26 protein-coding genes are annotated in these 24,557 nt (G+C 53.4%); 15 read left to right on the top strand and 11 right to left on the bottom strand.

Annotated elements, in window-relative coordinates; all coding sequences use genetic code 11:
- The first annotated feature begins 39 nt into the window (after window positions 1–39).
- The 5 genes from DACE_RS01190 (at window position 40) to DACE_RS01170 (ending at window position 6,488) form a co-directional block, all read left to right on the top strand.
- Complete coding sequence (locus DACE_RS01190) at window positions 40–1,626, top strand: NADH-quinone oxidoreductase subunit M (RefSeq protein WP_005997651.1); 1,587 nt, start codon at window positions 40–42, stop codon at window positions 1,624–1,626.
- Between the two features lie 55 nt (window positions 1,627–1,681).
- Window positions 1,682–3,142 (top strand): NADH-quinone oxidoreductase subunit N, encoded by a 1,461-nt coding sequence (locus DACE_RS01185; protein ID WP_005997650.1) that lies wholly within the window; start codon window positions 1,682–1,684, stop codon window positions 3,140–3,142.
- 42 nt (window positions 3,143–3,184) lie between these two features.
- Window positions 3,185–4,522 (top strand): UbiD family decarboxylase, encoded by a 1,338-nt coding sequence (locus tag DACE_RS01180; protein ID WP_005997649.1) that lies wholly within the window; start codon window positions 3,185–3,187, stop codon window positions 4,520–4,522.
- A complete protein-coding gene (locus DACE_RS01175) occupies window positions 4,522–5,235 on the top strand; it encodes a 16S rRNA (uracil(1498)-N(3))-methyltransferase (protein ID WP_005997648.1) in 714 nt (237 codons plus the stop codon). Before DACE_RS01180 ends, DACE_RS01175 begins: the two co-directional genes overlap by 1 nt.
- 647 nt (window positions 5,236–5,882) lie before the next feature.
- Window positions 5,883–6,488: a nitroreductase family protein gene (locus DACE_RS01170; protein ID WP_005997647.1), complete on the top strand. Its 606-nt coding sequence runs from the start codon at window positions 5,883–5,885 to the stop codon at window positions 6,486–6,488.
- 77 nt (window positions 6,489–6,565) lie between these two features.
- On the opposite strand, the gene DACE_RS01165 is transcribed toward DACE_RS01170, so the two are convergent.
- The 10 genes from DACE_RS01165 to DACE_RS01120 are packed head-to-tail and all read right to left on the bottom strand — an operon-like array spanning window position 6,566 to window position 13,862.
- Entirely contained in the window at window positions 6,566–8,299 is a 1,734-nt protein-coding gene (locus DACE_RS01165) for a proton-conducting transporter transmembrane domain-containing protein (protein WP_005997646.1), read from the bottom strand.
- Window positions 8,292–8,495, bottom strand: a complete 204-nt coding sequence (locus tag DACE_RS01160) for a hypothetical protein (RefSeq protein WP_005997645.1) — start codon at window positions 8,493–8,495, stop codon at window positions 8,292–8,294. Before DACE_RS01160 ends, DACE_RS01165 begins: the two co-directional genes overlap by 8 nt.
- On the bottom strand, window positions 8,492–9,961 hold the full coding sequence (locus DACE_RS01155; protein WP_005997644.1) for a monovalent cation/H+ antiporter subunit D family protein: 1,470 nt from the start codon (window positions 9,959–9,961) through the stop codon (window positions 8,492–8,494). Before DACE_RS01155 ends, DACE_RS01160 begins: the two co-directional genes overlap by 4 nt.
- A complete protein-coding gene (locus DACE_RS01150) occupies window positions 9,958–11,457 on the bottom strand; it encodes a monovalent cation/H+ antiporter subunit D family protein (RefSeq protein WP_005997643.1) in 1,500 nt (499 codons plus the stop codon). Before DACE_RS01150 ends, DACE_RS01155 begins: the two co-directional genes overlap by 4 nt.
- Window positions 11,454–11,813 (bottom strand): cation:proton antiporter subunit C, encoded by a 360-nt coding sequence (locus DACE_RS01145; RefSeq protein ID WP_005997642.1) that lies wholly within the window; start codon window positions 11,811–11,813, stop codon window positions 11,454–11,456. The genes DACE_RS01150 and DACE_RS01145 overlap by 4 nt, the downstream gene beginning before the upstream one ends.
- A complete protein-coding gene (locus DACE_RS01140; RefSeq protein WP_005997641.1) occupies window positions 11,810–12,235 on the bottom strand; it encodes a Na(+)/H(+) antiporter subunit B in 426 nt (141 codons plus the stop codon). The genes DACE_RS01145 and DACE_RS01140 overlap by 4 nt, the downstream gene beginning before the upstream one ends.
- Window positions 12,228–12,788, bottom strand: a complete 561-nt coding sequence (locus DACE_RS01135; protein ID WP_005997640.1) for a DUF4040 domain-containing protein — start codon at window positions 12,786–12,788, stop codon at window positions 12,228–12,230. The genes DACE_RS01140 and DACE_RS01135 overlap by 8 nt, the downstream gene beginning before the upstream one ends.
- The gene (gene mnhG, locus DACE_RS01130; protein ID WP_005997639.1) at window positions 12,788–13,105 is read right to left on the bottom strand and encodes a monovalent cation/H(+) antiporter subunit G; all 318 of its coding nucleotides are present in this window, start codon (window positions 13,103–13,105) and stop codon (window positions 12,788–12,790) included. The genes DACE_RS01135 and mnhG overlap by 1 nt, the downstream gene beginning before the upstream one ends.
- Entirely contained in the window at window positions 13,102–13,386 is a 285-nt protein-coding gene (locus DACE_RS01125) for an MrpF/PhaF family protein (RefSeq protein ID WP_005997637.1), read from the bottom strand. The genes mnhG and DACE_RS01125 overlap by 4 nt, the downstream gene beginning before the upstream one ends.
- A gap of 2 nt (window positions 13,387–13,388) precedes the next feature.
- Window positions 13,389–13,862, bottom strand: coding sequence for a Na+/H+ antiporter subunit E (locus DACE_RS01120; RefSeq protein ID WP_005997636.1), 474 nt, complete (start codon window positions 13,860–13,862; stop codon window positions 13,389–13,391).
- A gap of 202 nt (window positions 13,863–14,064) precedes the next feature.
- Between DACE_RS01120 and DACE_RS01115 the strand changes: the two genes are divergently transcribed.
- From DACE_RS01115 to DACE_RS01080, 8 genes are all read left to right on the top strand, one after another.
- On the top strand, window positions 14,065–14,613 hold the full coding sequence (locus tag DACE_RS01115; RefSeq protein ID WP_005997635.1) for a DUF2726 domain-containing protein: 549 nt from the start codon (window positions 14,065–14,067) through the stop codon (window positions 14,611–14,613).
- A gap of 113 nt (window positions 14,614–14,726) precedes the next feature.
- Window positions 14,727–15,602, top strand: a complete 876-nt coding sequence (locus tag DACE_RS01110; protein WP_005997634.1) for a UbiA-like polyprenyltransferase — start codon at window positions 14,727–14,729, stop codon at window positions 15,600–15,602.
- Window positions 15,599–16,204, top strand: a complete 606-nt coding sequence (locus DACE_RS01105) for a UbiX family flavin prenyltransferase (RefSeq protein ID WP_005997633.1) — start codon at window positions 15,599–15,601, stop codon at window positions 16,202–16,204. Before DACE_RS01110 ends, DACE_RS01105 begins: the two co-directional genes overlap by 4 nt.
- Complete coding sequence (gene mqnE, locus DACE_RS01100) at window positions 16,201–17,307, top strand: aminofutalosine synthase MqnE (RefSeq protein ID WP_005997632.1); 1,107 nt, start codon at window positions 16,201–16,203, stop codon at window positions 17,305–17,307. Before DACE_RS01105 ends, mqnE begins: the two co-directional genes overlap by 4 nt.
- Window positions 17,291–18,382, top strand: coding sequence for a cyclic dehypoxanthinyl futalosine synthase (mqnC, locus tag DACE_RS01095; protein ID WP_005997631.1), 1,092 nt, complete (start codon window positions 17,291–17,293; stop codon window positions 18,380–18,382). The genes mqnE and mqnC overlap by 17 nt, the downstream gene beginning before the upstream one ends.
- On the top strand, window positions 18,379–19,428 hold the full coding sequence (hisC, locus tag DACE_RS01090; protein ID WP_005997630.1) for a histidinol-phosphate transaminase: 1,050 nt from the start codon (window positions 18,379–18,381) through the stop codon (window positions 19,426–19,428). Before mqnC ends, hisC begins: the two co-directional genes overlap by 4 nt.
- Window positions 19,428–20,504, top strand: a complete 1,077-nt coding sequence (gene mutY, locus DACE_RS01085) for an A/G-specific adenine glycosylase (protein ID WP_005997627.1) — start codon at window positions 19,428–19,430, stop codon at window positions 20,502–20,504. Before hisC ends, mutY begins: the two co-directional genes overlap by 1 nt.
- 13 nt (window positions 20,505–20,517) lie before the next feature.
- Window positions 20,518–21,642, top strand: coding sequence for a ribonuclease D (locus DACE_RS01080; protein WP_005997623.1), 1,125 nt, complete (start codon window positions 20,518–20,520; stop codon window positions 21,640–21,642).
- 4 nt (window positions 21,643–21,646) lie between these two features.
- Here the strand turns inward: DACE_RS01080 and DACE_RS01075 are convergent, their stop codons facing one another.
- Entirely contained in the window at window positions 21,647–22,918 is a 1,272-nt protein-coding gene (locus DACE_RS01075; protein WP_005997621.1) for an HDOD domain-containing protein, read from the bottom strand.
- A 143-nt stretch (window positions 22,919–23,061) separates the two neighbouring features.
- On the opposite strand from DACE_RS01075, the gene DACE_RS01070 reads away from it, so the two are divergent.
- Window positions 23,062–23,937, top strand: coding sequence for an EamA family transporter (locus tag DACE_RS01070; protein WP_005997619.1), 876 nt, complete (start codon window positions 23,062–23,064; stop codon window positions 23,935–23,937).
- A 2-nt stretch (window positions 23,938–23,939) separates the two neighbouring features.
- Window positions 23,940–24,545, top strand: coding sequence for an HD domain-containing protein (locus tag DACE_RS01065; protein ID WP_005997617.1), 606 nt, complete (start codon window positions 23,940–23,942; stop codon window positions 24,543–24,545).
- The last annotated feature ends 12 nt before the right edge of the window (window positions 24,546–24,557 follow it).

Here is a 24,557-nt window from a genome sequence, read left to right as displayed (position 1 = left end):
GGCTGTGACTGGAATCTCATATACAAGGAGCAACTTCTAATGTCAGAACATCTTCTCAGCCTGATGACATTCTTCCCCCTTCTGGGTATGTTCATCGTCCTGATGCTGCCCAAGAATAATGGTGGATTGCTTAAAGGTGCGACACTGGTCTTTACTTTGATCACGTTTGTGATCAGCTTGCCTCTGGCCCTTGACCCTGTCTTTAAAACGTCGGGTGGCATGCACTATACTGAGTTCGCTGAATGGATCAGTGTCACAAACTATTTTCAGATGAATTACAGTGTCGGGATTGATGGAATCAGTCTGTGGCTGGTCATGTTGACGACATTCATCATGCCGATTGCCGTCCTGTCAACCTGGCAGGCTGTAACCAAAAACGTCAAAGGGTATATGGCTTTGATGTTGCTGCTCGAAACAGCCATGCTCGGTGCGTTTATCGCTCTTGATCTGTTCCTGTTCTATATTTTCTGGGAGCTGATGCTGATTCCGATGTATTTCATGATCGGCATCTGGGGTGGGGCAAACCGGATCTATGCAGCGGTGAAATTCTTTATTTACACTGCCGTTGGTTCACTGTTGATGCTGGTAGCGATTCTCTTCATCTACTATGCTGCTGTGAACTCCGGTATGGATATCTCCGGTTTCAGCATTGCTGACTTTTACAACCTGTCTCTGGACCCGGCACTGCAGAAATGGCTGTTTCTGGCATTTGCATTCAGTTTCGCCATCAAAGTTCCCATGTTTCCGGTACACACCTGGTTGCCTGATGCGCATACCGAAGCACCGACGGCCGGCTCAGTTATTCTTGCTGCCGTCATGTTGAAGATGGGTACTTATGGTTATGTCCGCTTCGCCATGCCGCTGTTTCCGGAAGCAACACAAACCTTTCTGCCTTATATGACAGCTTTGGCGGTGATTGGTATCGTTTACGGTGCCTTGGTCGCCATGATGCAGAAGGACGTCAAAAAACTGGTTGCCTACTCCTCGGTGTCTCACCTTGGTTTTGTCATGCTGGGTATCTTTGCCCTGAATACCGTTGGTGTCAGTGGTGCCGTACTGCAGATGATTAACCATGGTATTTCAACCGGTGCGTTGTTCCTTATTGTCGGCTTTATCTATGAGCGTCGTCATACCCGTTTGATCAGTGAATTTGGTGGCCTCTCTAAGCAGATGCCGGTATTTGCTGTCATCTTTATGATCGTGACACTGTCCTCTATCGGTTTGCCGGCGACCAACGGTTTTGTCGGTGAGTTTATGATCCTGCTCGGTGCTTTTCAGAGTGAACTGCGCTGGTTTGCGGTTGTGGCGACTTCCGGTGTTATTCTCGCAGCGGTTTACATGCTGTGGATGTTCCAGCGTGTCATGTTCGGCAAGCTGGATAACCCCAAAAATCAGGTTCTCAAAGATCTCAACCTGCGTGAGCTGTGTGTGATCCTGCCACTGCTGGTGTTTGTCTTCTGGATCGGTGTGTATCCCAACACGTTCCTGGAAAAAATGACTCCGGCGATTGATCAAATGATCGAACAAGTGTCCGGGAAACAACCGATCCCGATGCCGTCGGCTGTACCAGCTGCGGTTCACGAGCCCGTTGAGGCTCCTGCCGCGCATCATGGACACGGTCATTAAGCGTTGAGCTGAATTTAAGTAACTTGCGTTAAACCGCTTCTAAAGGAGCATCTTCATGGAAAATCTGGTGCAAACAGCCATGCAAAACATCAACTTTGCCGCACTCATGCCATCCATTGTTCTGGCATGCTTTGCGATGGTGATGTTGCTTGTGAATGCATTCTCCAAGCGCGGCGCCACGGCACATGTTGCCGGAATGAGCCTTGTGGCTCTTTTGGCGACCGGGATTGTCGCTGTTGGTAGCTGGAACAATGCCCAGGCCGGTTTTGCCGGACACGTTGTTCTGGATAACTTTTCGATCTTCTTCACAATCGTCTTTCTGATCTCGGCAGCTCTGACAATCCTGATGTCGGACAATTACTTGAAACGGGAAGGCTATCCTGTTGGAGAATACTATTCTCTGATTCTGTTCAGTACTGTTGGTGCCATGCTGATGGCTTCCGGAACCGACTTAATGACCATCTTCCTCGGTCTTGAGGTTCTGTCGGTCTCACTGTATGTTTTGGCCGGATTCTTCCGTAATCAACGTCAATCCAACGAAGCAGGTCTGAAATATTTCCTTCTTGGCGCGTTCTCCACAGGCTTTCTGCTCTATGGTATGGCGCTGATTTATGGCGTGGCCGGTACAACTAATCTGGTTGATATCGGTTCTTTTTTTCAGGCCTTTCCAGCCGCGTTGGGCAATCCTGTTGCGGTTGCCGGCATGCTGCTGATGGCAACCGGATTCCTGTTTAAGATTGCTATTGCTCCGTTCCACATGTGGACACCTGATGTCTACCAGGGCGCACCGACACCGATTACCGCATTTATGAGTGCCGGACCCAAAGCCGCTGCCTTTGCTGCATTTATGCGCATCTTCATGGTCAGTCTGGTGGGTATGCAGGGCACCTGGACTTCGCTGCTGTGGGTTCTGGCTGTTCTGACTATGATTTTCGGTAACTTCATTGCCCTCAATCAGACAAATCTTAAGCGGATGCTGGCCTATTCGTCCATTGCGCATGCTGGTTACGCTCTTGTTGGTCTGGTTGCGGCCAACGAAATCGGAATTTCCGGTGTTCTCTACTACATGCTGGCCTATACGTTTATGAACATCGGTGCTTTTGCTGTTCTGGTTCTGATTGGCAAGCAGGGTGAAGACAACCTGACGCTACAGGGGGTCGCAGGATTTGGTTATAAGCGTCCGTTGCTGGCGGTTCTGTTATCCATCTGTCTGTTCTCCTTGATGGGGATTCCGCCGTCTGCCGGTTTCAGTGGCAAGTTCTATATCTTTGCCGGTGCTTTGAATGCTGGGTATGTCTGGCTCGCGGTACTGGGTGTTCTTAACTCGGCAGTATCCCTATACTACTACCTGCGGGTTATGGTATTCATGTACTTCAAGGATCCGGAGGAAGATTTCGCCTGGATTCAGCTTAAGCCCGGGGCGACCATCTGCATTGTCTTGTCGGTCATTGCGGTTCTCTACATGGGAATCGTACCCAGCGGTATCATGTCGTTGGCGCGACAGGCGATCCTGTAATGATGAACAAAAAGCCCCGGTTCTTTAACCGGGGTTTTTTTTATGAACTTTCGACAACACCTTGCCTGGCTTAAAAGCCGCCATCAACTGCACACCATTGATCAACAGGTAGATTGTCACCTTGAAGCTGCGGAAATTGTCCGACAGCTCAGTCACCAATCCTTCCCCTTTGCCATTCACTTGCAGAAATTGGACAGCTCAAGGTTTTCTGTTGTCGCCAACCTGTTCTTTCCATGCGGATCAGACGATGTTTTTTCTGGGGCACGGGATGGTTTTTGCGACGCGTTGGCGGCTATCCCCGATGCTGTTCCCGGCACGTTGTCTCTGGCGGCATGGCTCAACACACAATCCGACTATGCGTACCTGCTGCAGGATCAGTTGTGTTCTGATCTCAAAAAGGTTGAGACACTCTACGATCTGCCCTTGTTGCGCTATTGGCCGGGTGATGCAGGTCCGTACCTTTCGTTGTCGGTTGCCATTGTTCGCGCATTGGAAGGGACAATTCACTGCGGAGTGTATCGTCTACAGTTTCAGGGGCCACGGCAATTAACTGTGCATTGTCTTCCAGGGTCGCGAACTCAACAGATTTATCGGGACTATCAACAGGCGGGACAGGAGATGCCGATGGTCGTGGTTATGGGTATTGACCCCGCAGTGCTGTTGAGTGCGTTGTTGCCTCTTGACACAGATGTCGATCCCATCGGTTTTGCTGGTTGGATGCAGGGCGAAGCGATCTCCTGTTGTGCCAGTCCTGAGCATGGATTGCCGATGCCCAGCCACTGTGAGGTGGTGCTGGAGGGGGTTGTTGGTCGCGATGATCCAAAAATGGATGGGCCTCATGGAAATTTCCGCGGGACCTACACCACGCCAGTCTTGTGTCCGGTTATGACGGTTGACCAGATATGGGGGCGTGAAGATGCGATCTGTCCGGTGACCGTGGTTGGTCCTCCTCCGGCTGAGAGTTATTGCCTGGCACGTGCGCGGCTTCCCTATGTCAAGTGGCGGATGACCCGTGACTTTGAATGGGTGACGGATGTGAAATGGATTGAGACAGCGGAATATCACAATGCGCTGATTGTTCAGATAAAAGATTATTGCAACGAGAATGGCCGAGACGTCCTATTTGGCCATCAATTGATGAAGGGTGCATCCATGGTAGTTCTGGTGGATCAGAGCGCCGATTTGAGCTGTCCTGAGCAGATTGTATGGCAGTGCTTCAACGTGCCTTGGAGAGAAGTGGTTTATTATCATAAAGAGACGCTCGTTGTTGATGCAACACAGATCGGCAGTCGGCAGAGGCTCGAATCGGACAGCCAGGTTCGGCGTCGGGTTGAGCAGCGTTTGAAGCGATGGAATCTCGATATGCATAGAGGACTGTAATGAACCTGATTCTGTTGTTTGAAGATGATTATTTCAAGCCCGATATGGTTTGCCTGACAGGGCGCCGTCGTTGTCATGTTGATCAGGTTCACCGGGCATCTGTTGGTGACCGGTTGCGGGTCGGGCAATTGAACGGGCAGCTTGGTACCGGCACCATTACTGAATTAACCGACCAAAAGCTGGTGATGAAGGTGTGCTGTGACCAGCCCGCTCCTTCGCCCAGTTGTGTCGAGCTGGTCTTGGCGCTGCCACGGCCAAAAGTCTTGAAACGAACGCTGATCACGGCGACCACATTAGGGATTAAGCGAATTACACTGATTAACTCCTGGCGGGTAGAAAAGAGCTTTTGGCAGACTCCGTTGCTTGTGTCGGAGAGAATTCGCGAGTTTCTGGTTGAAGGGCTGGAGCAGTGCTGTGATACGGTACTTCCGCAGGTGGATTGTTATCCATTGTTTAAACCCTATGCTGAAGATGTCCTGCCTGGGCAACTGGTGGGAAAGCAAGGTGTTGTCGCCCATCCTCATGTCGAAGCGCCGCACACAGCGCCTGTCTCAGACAGGTATGTGCTGGCGATTGGTCCTGAAGGTGGCTTTATTCCCTATGAAGTTAACCTGCTGCTGGATCAGGGGATGGTCCCACTTGTGTTGGGCTCGCGTATCCTTAAAGTTGAAGCTGCTATGACCAGTGCTGTGGCTCGGCTAAGTCCGTTTTAGCTGGGTGTAGAAAAAGTCCTATTCGGGGGGCTTTTTAACGGCGCATGCCGAAAATGCGATTTCCATCTTTCGACCAACATCAAGGACCTGAAAAAGAGTCCTTGATGTTGGTCGCCCGTCCATGGGCTCCGCAGGCTGTTTTTCAACTGCCTGTTAGTGTGATGTCTAAACAAGAGCTGTAAACACTGTTATAAAGGCTCTGAAAGACAAATGTTCCTTTCTCAGTAAATTGCCTCCCGCCATTGACATTCAAAAAGTCCGCTTTAATCTATTAAGAAAGACACGTACTAGCATCCTGAAAACGTATACGGTATCCAGTTGTCTTTCTGTAGGTAGTATGCTGTATTTAAAGGGTTAATTGGGCTCATATTTTCAGAATATGCAATGGATGATGATGAGGGACGGCTATGAGATTAACGGTAAAGCAATGCGAAATGTGGAAAAAAGACTTGCAACAATAAAAAACAAACGGTATTTTATTTACGTGGGTAATTAGAACGAGGTGTTTTATTTGGGCTGGATTCAGGTTGCCAGCGAAAGAATCACCAAAGAAAAAATATCTCGTATCGTGGTTTGGTATGGGTCGAATCGTTTTCCATCCATGTGGGGGAAGGAGACGGTTCACGCTGGCAGAAAAGGAACACATTATGAGCGATTGCACTTTGAACAACTGTGATTTCAGAGGGTTGATCGAAAAGACACGAAACTATCACTATTTTGTCGAGTCAGAGAAAGTCACCGAAGAGATGTTGCGCGAGCTGGTGGATTACGCCCGTCTGGCACCATCAACCAGCAACTTGAATCTTCAGCCGTTGCGCTATCTGATCGCCTGTGAAGAAGAGCGCAATGAAAAGATTTTCGAAACGTTGTCCTGGCAGGGGTACCTGCGTGGTTGGGGCGGCCCGATCAAAGGGGTCAAGCCGACTGGCTATATCATCGTACTTGGTGATAAAACCGTGTGCAGCAGTTATGTTGCCGATCAGGGCATTGCCGCTCAGTCGATCTTGCTTGGCGACACGAATAAAGGGTTGGGCGGGTGCATTGCTGCCAAGGTCCAGCGGCGTAAGTTGCGTGAAGCGCTCGATTTGCCGACCCGTTATGAGATTCTGCTGGTTATTGCCATCGGTAAGCCGGGCGAGGAGATTGTTCTCGAACATCAGGAGCCTGGGGCCGATGCCTATGGCTGGCACGATGACCAGGGCAATTACCATCTGCCTAAGCGGAGCCTGGACAGTATTATTCTCAAATACTGATCGTTGGCGATTGCGACAACATTCAAGGGCAGGTTGCTTTAAGCAGCCTGCCCTTTTTTATGCGCGCGGATAAAAAATCAACTGAAGCTTGAGTGGATGAATTGCCACAATGAGCGACTTTGCAGGCTGTACAGAACCACATAGCTGGCGAGAATCAGCGCAACCCACAGGGCGATGCTGCCGGTCGGCCAGGAGCGAGCCAGGATGCCGCGAGGGCCGTAGTGGCGGAACAGAAACTTGAAACCACGCACCGACGATGTCAGCAACACATCTCGTACATTAACACTGAGATAGAGCAACCGCAGAACGCCCTCCTCCCAGGCAAAAAACAACAAGCGTCGCAAAAGCCAGTCGAGATCGAGCTGGGTCAACGGTCGTGGAACCATTAACGGTCGTAACCACCAGAACAGAGCGATGGCCGGCACCAGAATCTGAAATTGCTCGGCCATGTGGAGAACGGTATAGGGGTGATAGACCGCTGAAAACGGCAGCAAGGCGAAAAGCTTTTGGGGGAACATGCCGATCGCCAGACACAGCAGCGTTGGCAGCAGAATCGCCGATAAAGAGGAAGGGCAAAGCTGTAGCGGTTTTTCCGGCAAAGGCTTCTGTTGTGTACGGAAAAAAACCAGCCAGGGGAAACGGATACCGGCATTAAAGGCCACTGCAGCTGAACAAGCGAGCAATAGCACCCATATCCACAGTACGTGGTGTTCCACGGCGGCCTGGAGAATCACCCCCTTGCTGATGAAGCTGGAGGTGAGCGGCACGCCCATGCTTGCGGCAGCGCCGATCAGGGTACAAGCCGTCACCAGCGGATAGCGGCGCGCCAGTCCACCCAGTTGAGTGGCATGGCGTGCACCGGTCTCCCGTAATATGACACCCGCCGCAATAACCAGAACTGTTTTGTAAAAAATGTGGGCCAGAGCATGGAGAGTGACACCGTTGATGGCAGTTTCGCCGCCAATGCCAATGGCCACCACCATAAAACCAACCTGGTTGACGATGCTGTAGGCAAGGATACGTCGGACATCGTTTTCACGTAAGGCATAGATGATGCCGTAAATAGCCATGTAGCCACCAATGGGGATTAATATCGACCACCCGGCGAAGCAACTGGCCAGCACAAAGACCGCTGTCTTGGTCGTCAGTGCCGACAAAAACACCATGGCGCTGGGACTCGACTGCGGATAGGCATCAGCCACCCAGAACGACAGTGGCGGGGCTCCGGCATTGACGAGGAAACCGGCGAGTATCAGCACCGATCCAACGGTGCCATCGGTCAGAGGTGTTATCAGGGTAGAGTCCTGTGCCAGCAGGTGGGCTGCAATTCCGCTCATCAGCAGAACGCCTCCGGTCAAATGAACCAGCAGATAGCGCATACCGGAAGCCGCGCTCTGTTTGAACCCACCCGTCCACACCAGAACCGTTGAAGCAACGGCCATCACTTCCCAGAACAAAAACAGACTGATCCAATCACCGCAGTGGCTGATGGCCACCGCACTGCCGGCGTAGAGATAGGCGGCACACCACTCGCGGCGCTGGGCCGGAAATGCAAACAGACTCCCAGCCCAGGTCGCGAGCAGAAACGCACTGGCAAACAGGCGGCCCATAGCGCTGAGCTGCACCAGGTGCAGGTCAAATCCGGCCAGATGGACGGACAACGCAGCGTTTTCGGGCAACATCCACAGATAAAGCAGTACCAGCGGTGGACTTAATGCGAGAATCCAGCGGCACAGGATTCGTGGTAACAAGGCCAGCGCCGGAACAACACACAGCAGCAACACGCCGGGGGGCAGGAGCAGATCAGTCATAATAATCCTCCCGACGTGAAAGCAGTGGAGCCAGAACCAAAGCAATGGCAACACACAGCAGACAGCCACCAAGGCTGATCAGGACAAACAGGCCGACAGGCTGAGTTGACAACGGCGTATGATGATGGAGCCACGGGTCGATCACCACAACAATGGCGAGAGCGGTGAGCAGCAAAGGCGTCATGATCCGTTTCATAATACACCTCCCTGCCCCAGACGTGAGGCGATGGTAACAATCAGATCCGGCCAGAAAAACAGCACCAGAGTCAGGCCTGCGGTTGCCGACAAAGCAACAACCATGCTCAGCGGGGCTTCACCGTGGGCATGATCAGGGACATGGTCTTCCGGTTTGAAAAAAGCGGCATAGACAATGGGGATAAAATATCCAGCGTTAAGCAAGGTGCTGAGGAGCAACACGGCAATAACCCAGAGCTGGCCGGATTGAAACGCCCCTTGCAACATAAACCACTTGGAGAGAAATCCTGCGGCCGGTGGCAGTCCGATCATTGATAATGTGGCGACGGCAAACGCGCCCATGGTCCATGGCATGCGTTTACCGATGCCATTCAGTTCACTGACCCGGGTTTTATGGGCCGCTGTATAGATGGCACCGGCAGCAAAAAACAGGGTGATCTTCCCGACGGCATGGGCGGCAATGTGGACCACCGCTCCGGTGATGGACAGTGGTGCCAGGATCGCCGTAGCCAGCGTGATGTAGGACAGCTGGCTGATGGTGGAATAAGCCAGGCGTCGTTTCAAGTTGTCCTGCTGCAAGGCAATGAGCGAAGCGCACAGCAACGTAAACGCCGCAATCACCTGGAGGATAAACAGGCCGTCGCTGCCGATGAGTATTTCGGTGCCAAACACGTAAAGCACTACCTTGACAATACAGAACACCCCGGCTTTGACCACGGCCACGGCATGCAGCAGGGCGCTGACCGGTGTCGGCGCGACCATGGCTTCGGGTAGCCAGCGATGCAGGGGCATCAGCGCCGCCTTGCCGATGCCGAAGGCGTAAAGCAGCAGCAGGGCTGTGACCACGGTTTTCGAGGTGTCTGTTGGCAGAATGCCGCCAAATTGAAATGCGGTCGTCCCGGTCAGGTGCCAGGTCCAGATAATGGCGGGGAGCAGCAGGCCAATGGAGCTGCCGACCAGAATCCCGAGATAAAAACGGCCGCCGGTCAAGGCATCGTGATCACGTTTGTGGGTGACCAGTGGGTAGGTCGAAAGGGTAAGCATTTCGTAAAACACAAATAGCGTCAGCAGGTTGCCAGCCAGGGCAATGCCCATGGTACTGGCCAGAGCCAGAGCGAAGCAGGCATAAAGAATGGTTTGCTGCTGTTCGCGGTTGCCACGCATGTAGCCGATGGTGTACAGCGATGTGATCATCCACAACAGGCTGGCGATACCGGCAAACAGCAAACCCAATGGCTCGAGGTCCAGAGCCAGTTCCAGACCCGGCAACGGTGTGGCCAGAATGACGGGTGAGGCATCCAGAGCATCAGGACGACGGAACAGCTGAAAAACCACAGCGAACAGGGCCGCGGCACTGAACAGAGTTACCCCTTCGCGTAGGTCGCGCAGGCGGTGGCTGAGGACAATAAATAGCGCACCAGCGGCTGGAATGATCAGGCATAACTGCATCAGGGTGGCTATTGTCATACCGCTACCCCCAGGAGAAGATGGGCGGCCCGGCTCGCCATGCTCAGCGGCAGGTCACTGTTGATGCCGAAGTAGATATTAGCCAGTACCAAAATCCACATGGGAATCAGTAGTGATAACGGCGCTTCATGGCTGCGCTGCTCCAGCTCGTGGTCGGGATTGAAGTAGGCGGTTTCCACGACCCGCCACACGTAGATCACGGCCAGTAGCGAGCCGATGAGAATCAGTCCTGCTACCGGCCACCAGCCGCACTCCAGCGCGGATTGCACCAGGTACCATTTGCTGATAAAACCGGCAGTCAGCGGAACCCCCATCAGGCTGAGTCCGCCGACGACAAACGCAGCCATGGTCCACGGCATTCGTTTTCCCAGTCCGCGAAAGTCGCTCAGGTAGACAGAATCAACCCGATAGATCACCGCGCCCATGGTCATGAATAGCAGCCCTTTCATCAGGGCGTGGTTGAACAGGTGGACAATACCGGCTGTGAGGCCCAATGGTGTCGCCATGGTGATACCGAGGGTCATGTAGCCGATCTGGGCAATACTTGAGTAGGCCAGCATTCGCTTAATATCGTACTGGAAGATGGCGACGATGGAGCCGATGAAAATAGCGCACAACGACGGCAGCAGGACGATCTTACCCAATGTCATTTGGAACAGTGCACCGTGACCGAGGATGGTGAAGCAGAAACGCAGCAGCATGTACACCGCCACTTTGGTGGCCGTGGCCGCCAGGAAAATCGTGACCACCGACGGTGCATAGCTGTAAGCGTTCGGCAGCCACAGGTGCAGCGGGAACAGGGCCAGCTTGAGACTCAAACCGACGGTGAGAAAGGCGAAAGCCGTGATCAGAGTGCGATTGCCGGTGGTGATCAGGTTGTGTCGATTGAGCTGTTCAGCCAGGTCGAGAATGTTCAAAGTGCCGGTCAGATTGTACAAGAGGCCGATGCCGATCAGGATAAAAGTTGCCCCGATGGTGCCCATGATCAGGTATTGAAATGCGGCGGTCAGTCCGCGCCGCCTCCTGCCGATGCCGATTAGAGCATAGGATGAGAGCGATGACAGCTCGAGAAATACATACATATTAAAGGCGTCGCCGGTGATGACAATGCCGAGCAGCCCGGCCTGGCACAGCAGCAGCAAGGCATAAAACACCGCCTGACGATGTGCTTCGACCTCCTTTTGCACGCTTTTACGCGCATAGGGAGCGACCAGAGCCGCGATGGATGTGACAATCAGCAGTACAAAGGCATTAAGCGCATCGATGTGGTAGGTGATACCCCAGGGTGCACACCAGCCACCCATGTTGTAGGTGATGGGGCCGTGCACCCACACCTGGCGCGCCAATAGTATGCTGATGATAAGTGCCGACCACGAAATGACCACGGTAATCAGCCAGTTGAGACGGCTGGAACGGGTCAGCATGCACAGCGGCGCACCCAGCAGTGGCAGGATCACCTGAAGAACGGGAAGGTGATGGGTCCATGACATACTCATAGGGATTCATCCTTCAGGCGGATTTCATCCTCCTCAATGGTACCGTAGCGTTCCTTGATGCGCACGGTCAGCGCTAGGCCCACAGCCGTGGTAGCCACACCGACGACGATGGCAGTCAGGATCAGCACATGGGGCAGCGGATTGGAGTAGATGTGCGGACCGGGGCCATCGATAACGATGGGGGCGCTGCCGCCGGCCACCTTGCCCATAGTGATGTAGAGGATGAACACCGAGGTGGAGAAGATGTTGAGACCGATGAGCTTTTTGATCAGGTTGCCGCGACAGATGACGACAAAAAAGCCGACCATCATCAGAAAGATCGACACCAGGTAGTTGTAATGGCCGATCAGGTTCATACTTCCGGCCCCTTTCTGCCGCTGAAGGCATAAAATAACATCACCATCACGGCAAACACCGTGGTTCCGACTCCCAGCTCAATCAGGAAGATGCCCAGGTGCTGTCCGGCCAGAGGTGTGTCGGACAGCATCGAGTAATTAAGGAAATTGCCGCCGCGCACCATACACGCCACGCCGGTGCCGCCATAGAGTAAGACACCGCTGGCCGCGAGGATACGTAAAGCGGTAGGGCTGACCACACGCATGGCCGTTTTCAAGCCGAAAATCAACGTGTAAAGGATCAGGGCACTGGCGAAAATCACCCCAGCCTGAAAGCCGCCGCCCGGACCGTAGTCACCATGGAATTGGACATAAAGTGCAAACAGCAGAATGAATGGAATGAACATCTTGGCAATGATGCGCAAAATCAGATGGTCAGACATTGTCATCCTCCTGATGGTAATCAGTGTCTTCACGGCGGCGCATGCCGAGCAGGGCGTAGATGCTGATGCCTGCGGTAAAAATAACCGCAGTTTCACCCAGGGTGTCAAAACCACGATAGCTGGCCAGCACTGAGGTGACCATATTGGGCGGTCCCACTTCTGCAGGGGACTGCTGAATGTAACGTGGCGCCACGTGTTGGTGGATTGGTGCCATGGGATCACCGTAGTCGGGCAAGTCCATCGTGCCGTACACCAGTACCGAGCCGGTGACCACTACGACGAGTAACGCGATGAGGGGTTGGTAGGGGGGGCGTTTCTCTTCAGTACTGGTTAACGCCATGGTGGCCAGCATCAGGATGGTCGAGATGCCGGTGCCGACCGCTGCCTCAGTAAAGGCTACATCTACTGCATCCATGGTGACAAACAGACAGGCGCTGACCAGGCTGAAGATGCCGAACAGCATAATGGCGCAAAACAGTTTGCGGATCCGGGCAATGGCCAAGGCGGCAATGGAGAGAAACGTCAGCAGGATAATATCGATAAAAATATCCATCAGCGTTTATCCTTCCGACCCAGCAGCGGCTGCTGGTTGTTGTTCAGTGCGGTTTTTGCCAGAGCATGGCTGGCTGTCGGACTGCTCAACACCAGAAAAAAGAACACCAAACCCAGTTTGACGGTGATCAGTGACCAGCCGGCCTGCAATGCCAGCCCGAACAGAATAAGAAAAGCACATGCTGAATCCGTGACACTACTGGCATGCAAACGGGTGAAAAAATCGGGTAAACGGTAGATGCCGATGCCGCCGGTGATGCCGAGAAAGCAACCCAGAGCCAGACAGATTATGGAGAGACTATCAAGAAAAACCGTCATGAGGGCTCCTGTGCGTTTGTCTGGGCGGCGTCGCGCTGTTTGCGTTCAAAGAAACGCAATACGGCAATGGTGCCGAGGAAGTTGACCAGGGCATAGACCAGGGCAATGTCGAGAAAATCGGGGCGCTCGGTGAGAAAACCGAAAGCAGCGATAAATAATACCGTCTTGGTGCCGAACATGTTGACAGCCAGCAGGCGATCAAACGCGGTTGGTCCGACTATGGCACGGATCAGGGCCAGTCCCATGACGATCAGGATAGCAACGCAGGTGGCGGCATACATGCTTAAATCTCCAGTTGGCAGACGCGGCGGTCCATTTCGCCTTCGAGCAAATCCTCGGCAGCGCTCCAGGTCAAGGCATGAACTTCGAGCTTATCCCCCTCCACATTGACACACACTGTGCCGGGTGTGACTGTGATGGAGTTGGCGTACAGCATGACCCCGAGCGGTGTTTTCTGGTTGGCTGTCAGACAGACCATGGTTGGACTAATATCAAGGCGTGGCGACCAGATGCGCCGACATACGTCCAGGTTGGCTTTTGCCACTTCCCAAGCCAGCCACAACCAATAGAGAAAAATTTGGCCCGTCAGGTGGATCGGTTCCGCTTCATCGTCCACCACATCCATGCGCCAGGCGACAAACAGCGTCAATGCCAGAGATGCTGCTGCGCAGCCGAACATGAAGCCGGTATAGTGGCCGGAAAGCATCAGCCAGAACAGCCCCAGAGTCGACGCCAAGTAAATGAGATGTTTAATCATGATGGTGCTCCCCCCTGTATGGTGCCATCTAAATAATATAACACTGTTTTTTTTAAAGGGAAGGGTCGTTTTTCTAACCTTCACAAACCTGATTAAATGAGCAAAGATTATAAATATTGATTATCGAGTATGATCATGCTAGCGTAACATTAGTTTTTGCTATTGATAGATTATTTATGTGCTAGTGCTTTTCGAGGGTTCCTTGGACGTTCTGCTTATCCCATCGGTGTTATTGCTTCTTGCGGCCCTGTTGACCATGTATCTGCGGCGGGTTTTACGGGCCGAGGTGAGTGGTGAAACGATACCGCAGGTGAAAAAAATTCTCGTGCCAATGGCGGACCAGACCCTGTTGCTTCAATTGGAGCAGATGCTTGATTCGAGCTGTCGGCTGTTCTGGCATGTCAGCTTGAAGGATCTGTTGCGCATTGGTTGCAGTAGTGATTGGGGGGAGCCGGAAAAACAAGCGCAATTGAATGATCGCGAATTTACCTGTGTGATTTGTGATCGGGAAACCTTCTCGTTGCTGGCCGTGATTGATTATTGCCCGGCTCACGAAACTCCGGCAATTGCCGTAGATGATCTGATTCCAGGGGTGAAGATTCCAGTGGTGGTGGTGACCGAAGCCGATTGTGATCACGGCCAGTTGCGTCCCTTGTTACTCTCCCGATTTCCCGACTTGGAGTTGCGTCTGAGTTCTCCACTTAATACCCCATCTCAGGGCGCACAGCGCTCGGTATTTTCCTCATTCTGACACGGCGTACCCACACCCTTCCCCTGCCCGCGAGCTAAAGCCCTTGATCCACCCTTGTTTTCGGGTGTACAGTGTCACGGTTTTGCACTGTAACAACGGAAAGGAGAACGATCATGGCGTCGGTCGTCTCGCAAAAAGTCCGCTCCTTACTGGAGATGATCAAATTTTCCCACACGATTTTTGCCTTCCCATTTGCCCTGATCGGTGTGGTGATGGCTGCACAGGCCAATGGCGCGTTGCCGGGGATCGGTCAGGTGTTCTGGATCTGTATGGCTATGATCGGAGCGCGTTCCGGAGCCATGGGCCTCAACCGTTTGCTCGATGCTCACATTGATGGACTCAATCCGCGCACAGCCGATCGTCACATCCCGGCGGGTAAGGTATCGCGCTGGGAAGCCTGGCTGTTGGTCCTTGCCGCCTATGGCCTGCTGGTCCTGTCGGCTTGGATGCTCAACCCGCTGTGCTTTTACCTGTCATTTGTCGCCCTGTTTTTTCTGGTGCTCTATTCTTTTGCCAAACGGTTTACCGCCTATGCGCATGTCATTCTTGGTTTGTGCCTGGGGGCGGCGCCGGTTGGAGCCTGGATTGCCCTGCGCGGTGATATCAGTTGGTCGATTGTTATGATAGGACTGGCTGTTCTGCTGTGGGTGGCCGGATTCGATGTGTTCTACGCTCTGCAGGATGTGGAGTTTGATCGCGAGCAGGGCTTACATTCCATTCCGGTAAAACTTGGCGAAGAGGGCTCGTTCAAACTGGTGCGTGGATTTCACATCGGCATGATTGTGCTTCTGTTGCTAGCGTTTCCCGGCAGTGGTCTGGGATGGATCTACCTGCTCGGTGTCGCCGTGGTGGCGGCTATGTTGCTCTATGAGCACACTCTAGTCAAACCGGGGGATCTGAGTAAGATGGACGCGGCCTTTTTTACCATGAACGGCTACATTAGTGTCACGCTGTTTGTCTTCGTACTGCTTGATGTGGTGATTTTATGAAACACGTTGCTGTCGCCATTACCGGGGCCTCGGGGGCTGTGTATGGACTGCGTCTGGTGGATGAGCTGCTTAAACAGCGCTGCCGGGTGTCGCTGCTGGTGTCCGGTGCTGGCAGACAGGTGCTGGCCTTGGAACAACAGTTGGACTGGTCTGACGATGGGGCTGAACTGGAACAGCAGGCCCGCCGCTATTTCCATGCCGATCCCGCGTTACTGCATTGTTACGCGGAGCAGGATTTTACCGCACCGGTGGCCAGTGGGTCGGCTGCAGCGGATGCCATGGTGGTGATTCCGGCATCCATGGGCAGTGTCGGGCGTATTGCCTGTGCGCTGAGCAGCAACCTGATTGAACGGGTGGCTGATGTGGTGCTCAAAGAGCGTCGTCCTTTGATTATGGTGCCGCGCGAAACTCCGTTAAATACCCTGCACCTGCAGAACCTGTTAACCTTATCTCAAGCCGGGGCAGTGATTCTGCCTGCCATGCCGGCCTTTTACAGCCAGCCGCAGAGCATGGACGATCTGGTGGATTTCGTTGTCGGCAAAGTGCTCGACAGTCTTGGAATCTCCCATGCCCTGTTTACCCGCTGGGGAGAAGACTCATGATGGAATCAAGTGAATGTGTCGTTCGAGTGTGCGACAAAGTGGCGCGCGGCGAACGGATCAGTGATCAGGATGCCCTAGATCTGTTCAACAGTGACGATCTGTTCGGTATTGGCCAGCTTGCCGCTGAAATTAACGAAAAGAAGAACGGCAACCGGGTGTTTTTCAATGTCAATCGCCATCTGAACTACACCAACTTTTGTGTAAATCAGTGCCGCTTTTGTGCGTTTTGTCATGAGCCGGGCCAGCCGGGCGGCTATGCCTATCATCTCAGTGAAATTCTTGAAAAAGCTGCTGAAGCCAGTGCTGCCGGTGCTACCGAATTACATATGGTGGGCGGGCTGCATCCAGAACTGCCATTTGAATTTTATCTGCGCATGATCACCACGATCAAGGCCAATAACCCCAATCTGAAGATCAAGGCGTTTACGGCTGTCGAGGTCGATTATTTTTCCAAGATCTCCAAGTTGCCGGTGGAAACCGTTATTTCCGAGATGAAACGTCTCGGGCTTGATTCTACTCCGGGCGGTGGTGCCGAAATTCTCGGTGCCGAGGTGCGTCAACAAATCTGTCCGGAAAAAATCTCCGGGGAGCGTTGGCTGGAAGTGACGCAAAAGATTCATGAAGGTGGCTTGAAAAGCAACGCCACCATGCTGTTTGGCCATGTCGAAGGGTATGCTGATCGCGTCGACCACATGGCAAAATTGCGTGAACTTCAGGATCGAACCGGTGGTTTCCAGTCGTTTATTCCGCTGGCATTCCAGCCGGACAACACGCGTATTCCCAATGCCAAGGGGCCGGACGGGATTGATTGCCTGAAAACCCTGGCCATTAGCCGCATCTATCTGGATAACTTTCAACATATCAAAGCCTACTGGGTCATGCTCGGTCTGAAGATCGCCCAGGTGGCGTTGGCTTTTGGCGTTAACGATCTCGACGGTACCGTGATTGAGGAGAAGATCGGACACGATGCTGGCGCAGATTCTCCCCAGGAACTGAGCAAAGCCGAACTGCTGCGTCAGATCCGTGGCGCCGGCAAATTGCCCGTGGAGCGCGATACCCTCTATCAGCAGGTGCGGGTGTATGACGATGTTGCCGACGATTGAACAAAGAATCGACCAGGGCCAGGCCCTGACGCGTGACGAGGCGCTGTTTCTGCTGCGTGAGGTCGATCTACTTACCCTCGGCCGGTTGGCCGACGAGGTGCGCAAACGACGCCATCCCGACGGCCAGGTCAGTTTCGTGGTCGATCGTAATGTCAATTACAGCAATGTGTGTTGTTGTAAATGCCGCTTTTGCGCGTTTTATTGCGATGAAGACGATGATCAGGCGTATCTGCTTAGTTACGATGAGATTTTCGCTAAGGTTCAAGAGTTGGTTGATCATGGCGGCACTCAGTTGCTCATGCAGGGCGGTGTCCATCCCAGCCTGACCATCGACTGGTTTGAGGAGTTGTTCCGTCAGCTCACCGAACGTTTTCCCATGGTGCAGATCCATTCGCTGTCTCCGGCGGAGATCACCCAGATCGCCCATTTGTCGGGCTTGACCTTGCGCGAGTGTCTGCAGCGTTTGCAGCAGGCTGGATTGAAATCGATCCCCGGCGGCGGCGCCGAGGTCTTGGTCGATGAGGTACGCAAAGCGATTTCGCCCAACAAGATTGGCTGGCGGCAGTGGGCCGAGGTGATGGAAGTCGCCCATGAGCTGGGGATGAAGACCACGGCAACCATGATGTTCGGTTCCTGCGATACGGAAGAGCAGCGGGTTGAGCATCTGTTTCGGGTGCGCGAGATTCAGGAAAAACATGGTGGCTTCAGCGCATTTATCAGTTGGTCGTTTCAACCCACCAACACCGAGTTGGGCGGTGAAACCGCCACCGGTCAGGACTATCTGAAGATCTTGGCACTGTCGCGTTTGGTGCTCGATAACATCGATAATATTCAGGCCAGCTGGGTGACTCAAGGCGCACACATGGCTCAGGTCGCACTGCGCTTTGGTGCCAACGATCTCGGGGGCACCATGCTCGAAGAGAATGTCGTTGCTGCTGCGGGTGTGTCGTTTCGCATGACGCAACAGGAGCTGGTTGAACTGGCCCGTCAGGCCGGGTTCACTCCGGTGCGCCGGACCACCGGCTACGATGTGCTGGAAGTGTACGAAGGCCCTTTGAAAAAGGATGAGGCATGATTGTGTTACGAAAAGCGATTGCCGATATGGCCGGTTATGTGCCGGGGTTTCAACCGGCGGATGCCGACCAGTGGATCAAGTTGAACACCAACGAAAATCCCTACCCACCTTCGCCGAAGGTGGCTGAAGCGATTCGCGCCGAGTTGGGCGAAGATGGTGCCAGTCTGCGTCAATATCCCGATGCCGGCAGTCGTCGAGCGCGGCAGATTGCTGCGGATCTGTACGGTTTCGACGCCGACTGGCTGATCATGGCCAATGGTTCCGACGAACTGCTCAACAACCTGATACGCGCCTTTGCCGACGAGGGTGACGAGGTGGCGTTTGTCCATCCGTCCTATTCGTATTACGGCACCCTGATCGATATCCAGGGCGCCAAAGTAAAAACGTTTGCTCTTGATGCCCATCACAAACTGGTGGACTTCCCGGCGCGATATAGCGGCAAAATCTTTTTTCTCACCTGCCCTAACGCACCGCTGGGTTTCACCTTCAGCCTGGAAGAGATCGAAGATCTGGCGCAACGGTGTGACGGTATGCTGGTGGTGGATGAAGCCTACACCGATTTTTCCGATCAGACGGCCATGCCGCTGGTGAAAAAGTACGATAACGTGGTGGTGACACGTACCCTGTCCAAGAGCTATGCCCTGGCCGGTATGCGTCTTGGTTTGGCCGTGGCGCGACCCGAGGTGGTGGCAGCGTTGGATAAGATCCGCGATCACTACCACCTGGACCGTCTGGCTCTGGTGGCTGCCGAAGCCGCATTGCTGGATCAGGACTATCTGAAAAAAAGGGTGGCCCAGATTTGTGAAACCCGTGACTGGTTTGCGGCAGAATTGGAAAAGATTGGTTTTAGCATCATCCCCTCACAGGGTAATTTTGTCTTTGCCAGCCCGGGCGATGGTGATGGCGAGCGAGTCTATGAACTGCTCAAGAGCCACAAGATTCTGGTGCGTCATTTCAGTGATCCATTGCTCAAGCATGGTCTGCGCATCTCCATCGGCACTCGTGAAGAAATGGAAGCCACACTCAAGGTTTTGCAGCAGGGCTGATGACTGATCCCGTCAATGCGGCAGTGTTTCAGCAGCGATTGCTGGCGTGGTACGACCGTTGCGGCCGAGAGTTGCCATGGCGCCTGAGCCGTGATCCGTATCGGATCTGGCTGTCTGAAGTGATGCTTCAGCAGACCGGGGTGCAGGCGGTCATCCCCTATTTTGAACGTTTCGTTGACCAATTTCCCGATGTCGAAAGTCTGGCCAGCGCACCGCTTGATGCGGTGATCGAACTGTGGGCCGGTCTCGGTTATTATTCACGGGCGCGCAATCTTCATGCGGCAGCACAAAAGGTGTGTGAAGCGTTTCAGGGTCAGTTTCCGCACAGCGTTGATGCGCTGATGACTCTGCCGGGTGTGGGACGTTCAACTGCGGGGGCGATTCGTGCTATCGCCTTTGATCGGTACGGTGTGATCCTTGACGGCAATGTCCGGCGGGGGTTGTGTCGCTTGTTTGCCTGGCAAGATGATCCACGTAGTAGCGCTGCGGAAAAGCAGTTGTGGCAGTGGGCCGCTCAGTTGACACCACAACAGCACTGTCACGATTATGCGCAGGCGATCATGGATTTTGGCGCCACATTGTGCACACCGCGCCAGCCGAATTGTGTGGCGTGTCCCATGATCTCTTTGTGTCAGGGCTATCAACAGGGGATTCAAGACCAGTTGCCGCGTAAACGGCAACGTAAAACAGTGCCGTTGCGTCAGGAAGTGGCTGTCCTGGTGGAGCACAACGGTCGTTTTGCCGTCAGACAACGGCCTCTGACCGGTATGCTGGCCGGTTTGTGGGAGTTTCCGTCACAGAGTTTTAAACAGCCGCAATCTGCGCAGCAACTGGTGAATCAGGCCCGAATCTTGATTGGAAACGAAGATCAACCGTTGCAGACGCTGGGGGTTGTTCGTCATGTCTACAGCCACTTTCGTGTCGATGTGACCACGTTTTATCTGCAAGCGGATGTTCCGCTGGCGGAGTCTTTTTCTTCCTGTCGCTGGCTGACAGAAGCCGAGCTGACAGACTGGCCGCTGCATGGCAGCCACAAAAAAATTGTCGAAACGCTGCTGAAACAGCGTGAGAAATAAGGAGTTTAACTGAATGACGTTACCACCGATCCTGACCACGGATGATGCTGTTGTCGCTTTGGCAAAAGACCTTGAAACCTGCGCGGTCTTTGCCGTTGATCTGGAAGCGGATTCGATGCATTCCTATCAGGAAAAAGTGTGTCTGCTGCAGTTTACTTATCACGACACCACGGTCTTGCTCGATCCTCTCGCAGCAGGTGATCTTGCGCCGCTCAAGCCGGTGCTGGCTGACTCTTCCATCCGCAAGATATTTCATGCCGCAGATTACGATATCCGTTGTCTGGCGCGCGATTTTGATATTGAAATCAGAGGCCTGTTTGACACCATGATTGCCAGCCAGTTTCTTGGCGAGGAAAAGGTTGGTCTGGCGGATGTGCTCGGCAAGTACTTTGATGTGACTCTCGACAAGCGTTTTCAACGGGCTGATTGGTCGAAGCGACCCTTGTCCCCGGAGATGTGCCACTACGCAGCTGAAGATACCCGTCATCTGGAAAAACTTGTGGCGATACTTGAACCGGCACTAAAGGAAAAAGATCGTCTCTGGTGGGTGGAAGAGGAATTTCGCCTGTTGGAGCAGGCGAAATTCAGAGTGCATGATGGCCCGGCTTTTCTGCGCATCAAGGGCGCTGGGACCATGCCACCGCGAGCCCTGGCAATTCTCGAATGCCTGCTGGAGTGGCGTGAGAAAGAGGCGCAGCGGCGCGATTGCCCCGCGTATAAAGTCGTGGGTAACAAGCCGTTGCTCAGTGCCGCGCGCCACATGCCGACCACCATGGAGGCGTTGAAAGATCTCGAAGAATTTCCGGCGCGTCTGGCTGATCGTTATGGCCGAGCGGTCCTCAAACAGATCGAAACGGGACAGGCGGTGGACAAAGACCAGTTGCCCCACTTCCCGCGTCGCGAACGTCGAGTGCGTGATGTTGCCGCTGAAGAGCGTTTTAACCGTCTGAAAAGCTGGCGGAGCGACAAAGCCAAACAGTTGGAGATGGATCCGGGAATTGTGATCAATAATGCATTGCTCGAGGCGGTGGCGCGTAGCCAGCCTCGCAACGCTCAGGACCTGATGGCGATTGATGGCATGAAAGAGTGGCAACGCAAAGTGCTCGGACCGGAGTTGATTGCCAGCTTGCACGTGTAATTGCTTAATAGGTCGAAGTCGCCAGTTCGTCAATCAGTTCCAGGCTGTCATGTAAACTGTCCATGTCGAGTCTATCGAAATCGATGGTTGGGCACTGCTTCTGGTAACTGTCCAGGTCGCCTTCATTCTGCAGCAGATTGTGACTCAGGCAGACGATTTCAACGTGGATCTGTGACTCCTTGGCTTTTTCCGGAGCCGAGTAGTTTTTAATACAGTCGTGGAGTTTGGGCGACAGGTTCCAGCGCCGTGACAGCAGAGCTCCTGAATTCTGGTGAAAATCCTGCACCAGTTTCGGCAGTTGTGATTCTGGGATGTTGTTTTCGGGAAGGATCTGTAGTAACAGGATTTTCCCGATGTTATGGAGCAAGCCGCAGGTGTAGGCTTCTTCGATATCCTCTCCCAGTTGGGCGGCGATCTGTTCCGCCAGGCAGGCACAGCTCAAGGCGTGCTGCAACAGCAATGAAACGGTGTCCGGTTGTTTGGGCGAGTGGGCATTGGCGGCTTGGGCCAGGACAATGCCTATCAGACGTTCATGGGGGTAGAGTTCCATGGCCTGTTTTACCGTGACGCACTGTTTGGGTGGATGGGCCACTGAGGCATTGACTACTCTCAACAGATTGATACTGAGGACCTGATCTTTATGAACCAGGTCGAGGATCTCATCGCTGCTTTTTTCATCGTCTTCCCAGCATTTTTCCAATTTTGAGGCCGTTGTTGCCAGTAAGGGCAGGGTGAAATCATCAGCAACAATGGTCCGGGCCAGGTCGCGCAGGATGTCATCTGTGCTGGCAGTCCCCCCCTCCTGTCTGCCACTTTGCAGAATTTGAGTCAGGGCATCGGCTTCACTGATCTGAATAGGGCCTTCAAGGGCTTGCTTGGGAAGAAGGTTGGTGAATTCATAATTGCCGACCGTCCAGTTCATGACATCGGCCAGAGCCAGGTTGGCCAGGTCGGACAGGGCTTTTTGCAGTTTATCTTTGTCGAAGATGTTTTTTTGCAGCAGGCTGCGGGTGAATGCCACTCCGTTGCGTTTACTGTCTTTGAGCAGGAATCCGGCCCAGGAGCGGGTCAGGTCGCCGCGTTGAATCAGGTATTCGCCAACCCGTTCTCCCGGTTTGTTGGACGTGATATAAATCAGCTGGCCCTTGTTGAAATACAATTTTTTATCGACTCCCGCCTGAGTCAGGTTCAGCGTGCCGGTTTTCTGCTGCACGGAGCACTGGCGGAGGATTTCAGGCAGCGAGGTCGTGCTGAGGCTACCGTTGAGCGCACTCATGATGGCGTCTCCTTTTTATCTATTCGCATACTTATATTACATTTGGCTTATTTGTTAGCGGTTACGTTTTTTAACACTTGCCGTTGTCACTTGTCAGCTATTAAAACCTGTTTTCCGTTAGGTGGATGCAATAAGGTTAGCATATGGAAACCATCGCGCTATTTTTTATCGTTTTTTCAGCTTTAATGCATGCGTTATGGAATCTCCAGGTCAAGCAGAGTGGTGACAAGACCGTCTTTATCTGGTGGATGTTTGTCGCTTCCGGTTTTTTGATGAATGTGGTGATGGTGTTCCTTCCAGAGCCGTTTCCGGTTCCTCATGCACTGACGTGGTTGTGGGCGATTATCGGCGCCACATGCTTTGTTCTGTATCATCTGTTTAACGGTATTGCCTATCGTCAGGGTGATCTGTCTCTCACCTACCCGTTGGCACAAACCTCCATGATCTATGTGCCGCTGTGGGGGGTCTTCTTTCTGCATGAGCAGCTCACGGTGGGTGGTGTCATTGGAGTGTTGTGTGTGGTTGCCGGCGCCTACTGTGTTCAGTTGCCGGATTTCTCGCTGCACTCAATTCTGCGCCCGCTGCGTAATCTGTCCAACCCGTCCGTGCGTGCGGCGTTGGCGGCCGGATTTATCTACTCGATCGGCTCGATTGCCGACAAAAGCGGTGTCATGGATTACTCCCCTTTCTTTTTCACCTATATCCTGGTGATGATGATGGTGGTGATCATGTCACTGAACCTGTGCCGGAACCGTTACCGTGGCCGCATTTTACCGGAGTGGCGTCAGCATAAACGGCTCATTTTATCTTCAGGGCCGATTATGCTAGGGTCGTTTCTCACTTTTCGCTACGGTTTGAGCCTGGCTCCGGTCAGCTATGCAGTGCCCGTGCGTCAGGTGAATGTGCTGTTTGGTGTGTTGATCGGATTGCTGTTTCTGCGCGAATCGTATGGTCGTATGCGTGTGACCGCAGCCTGTCTGATTTTACTTGGTGTTCTCACGATTCATCTTGGAGGGTAAGGATGAAAAATCTGGCCAATTTTCTGTTTGAAGTGGGGATGCTCAAGCGCACACCTCGCAGTGGCTTTCAATTTCTCGGTTCCGGGGCGCAATCGGTCGCTGAGCATTCCTTTCGTACGGCGATGATCGGTTATACCCTGGCGCAATTGTCCGAAGGGGTCGACTGTGGGCGGGTGGTGATGCTGTGTCTGTTTCACGATGTTCCGGAAGCGCGCATTGGCGACTTGAACTACGTCAATAAGAAGTATGTCCAGGCCGATGAACAAAAAGCCATTGACGATCTGGCTGCCACGCTGCCGTTTGGTGAACAGTATAAGCAGACCCTCGGTGAATTTGTCGACAAGGAAACCCCGGAAGCCTGTTTGGCTCATGATGCCGATCAGCTGGAAATGATTCTGGCGCTCAAAGAATACAAGGACCTCGGTAACCGTTATGCGGACGAGTGGTATCCCTTTGCCGTACGTCGTTTGCAGACCGATGTAGCCCGTGAATTGGCGGAAGCCATCTGGACGACGGATTCCAGCCGTTGGTGGTTTGATGACAACAGTGACTGGTGGGTGCATGGAAAAAATGCAAAGGGAGTTGACGATAGCGGACAGAAGTGTTAGGAAATGTGGGTT

The organism is Desulfuromonas acetoxidans DSM 684, assembly GCF_000167355.1.
GTDB lineage: Bacteria > Desulfobacterota > Desulfuromonadia > Desulfuromonadales > Desulfuromonadaceae > Desulfuromonas > Desulfuromonas acetoxidans.
This window is presented reverse-complemented; position numbering and strand designations above follow the sequence as displayed.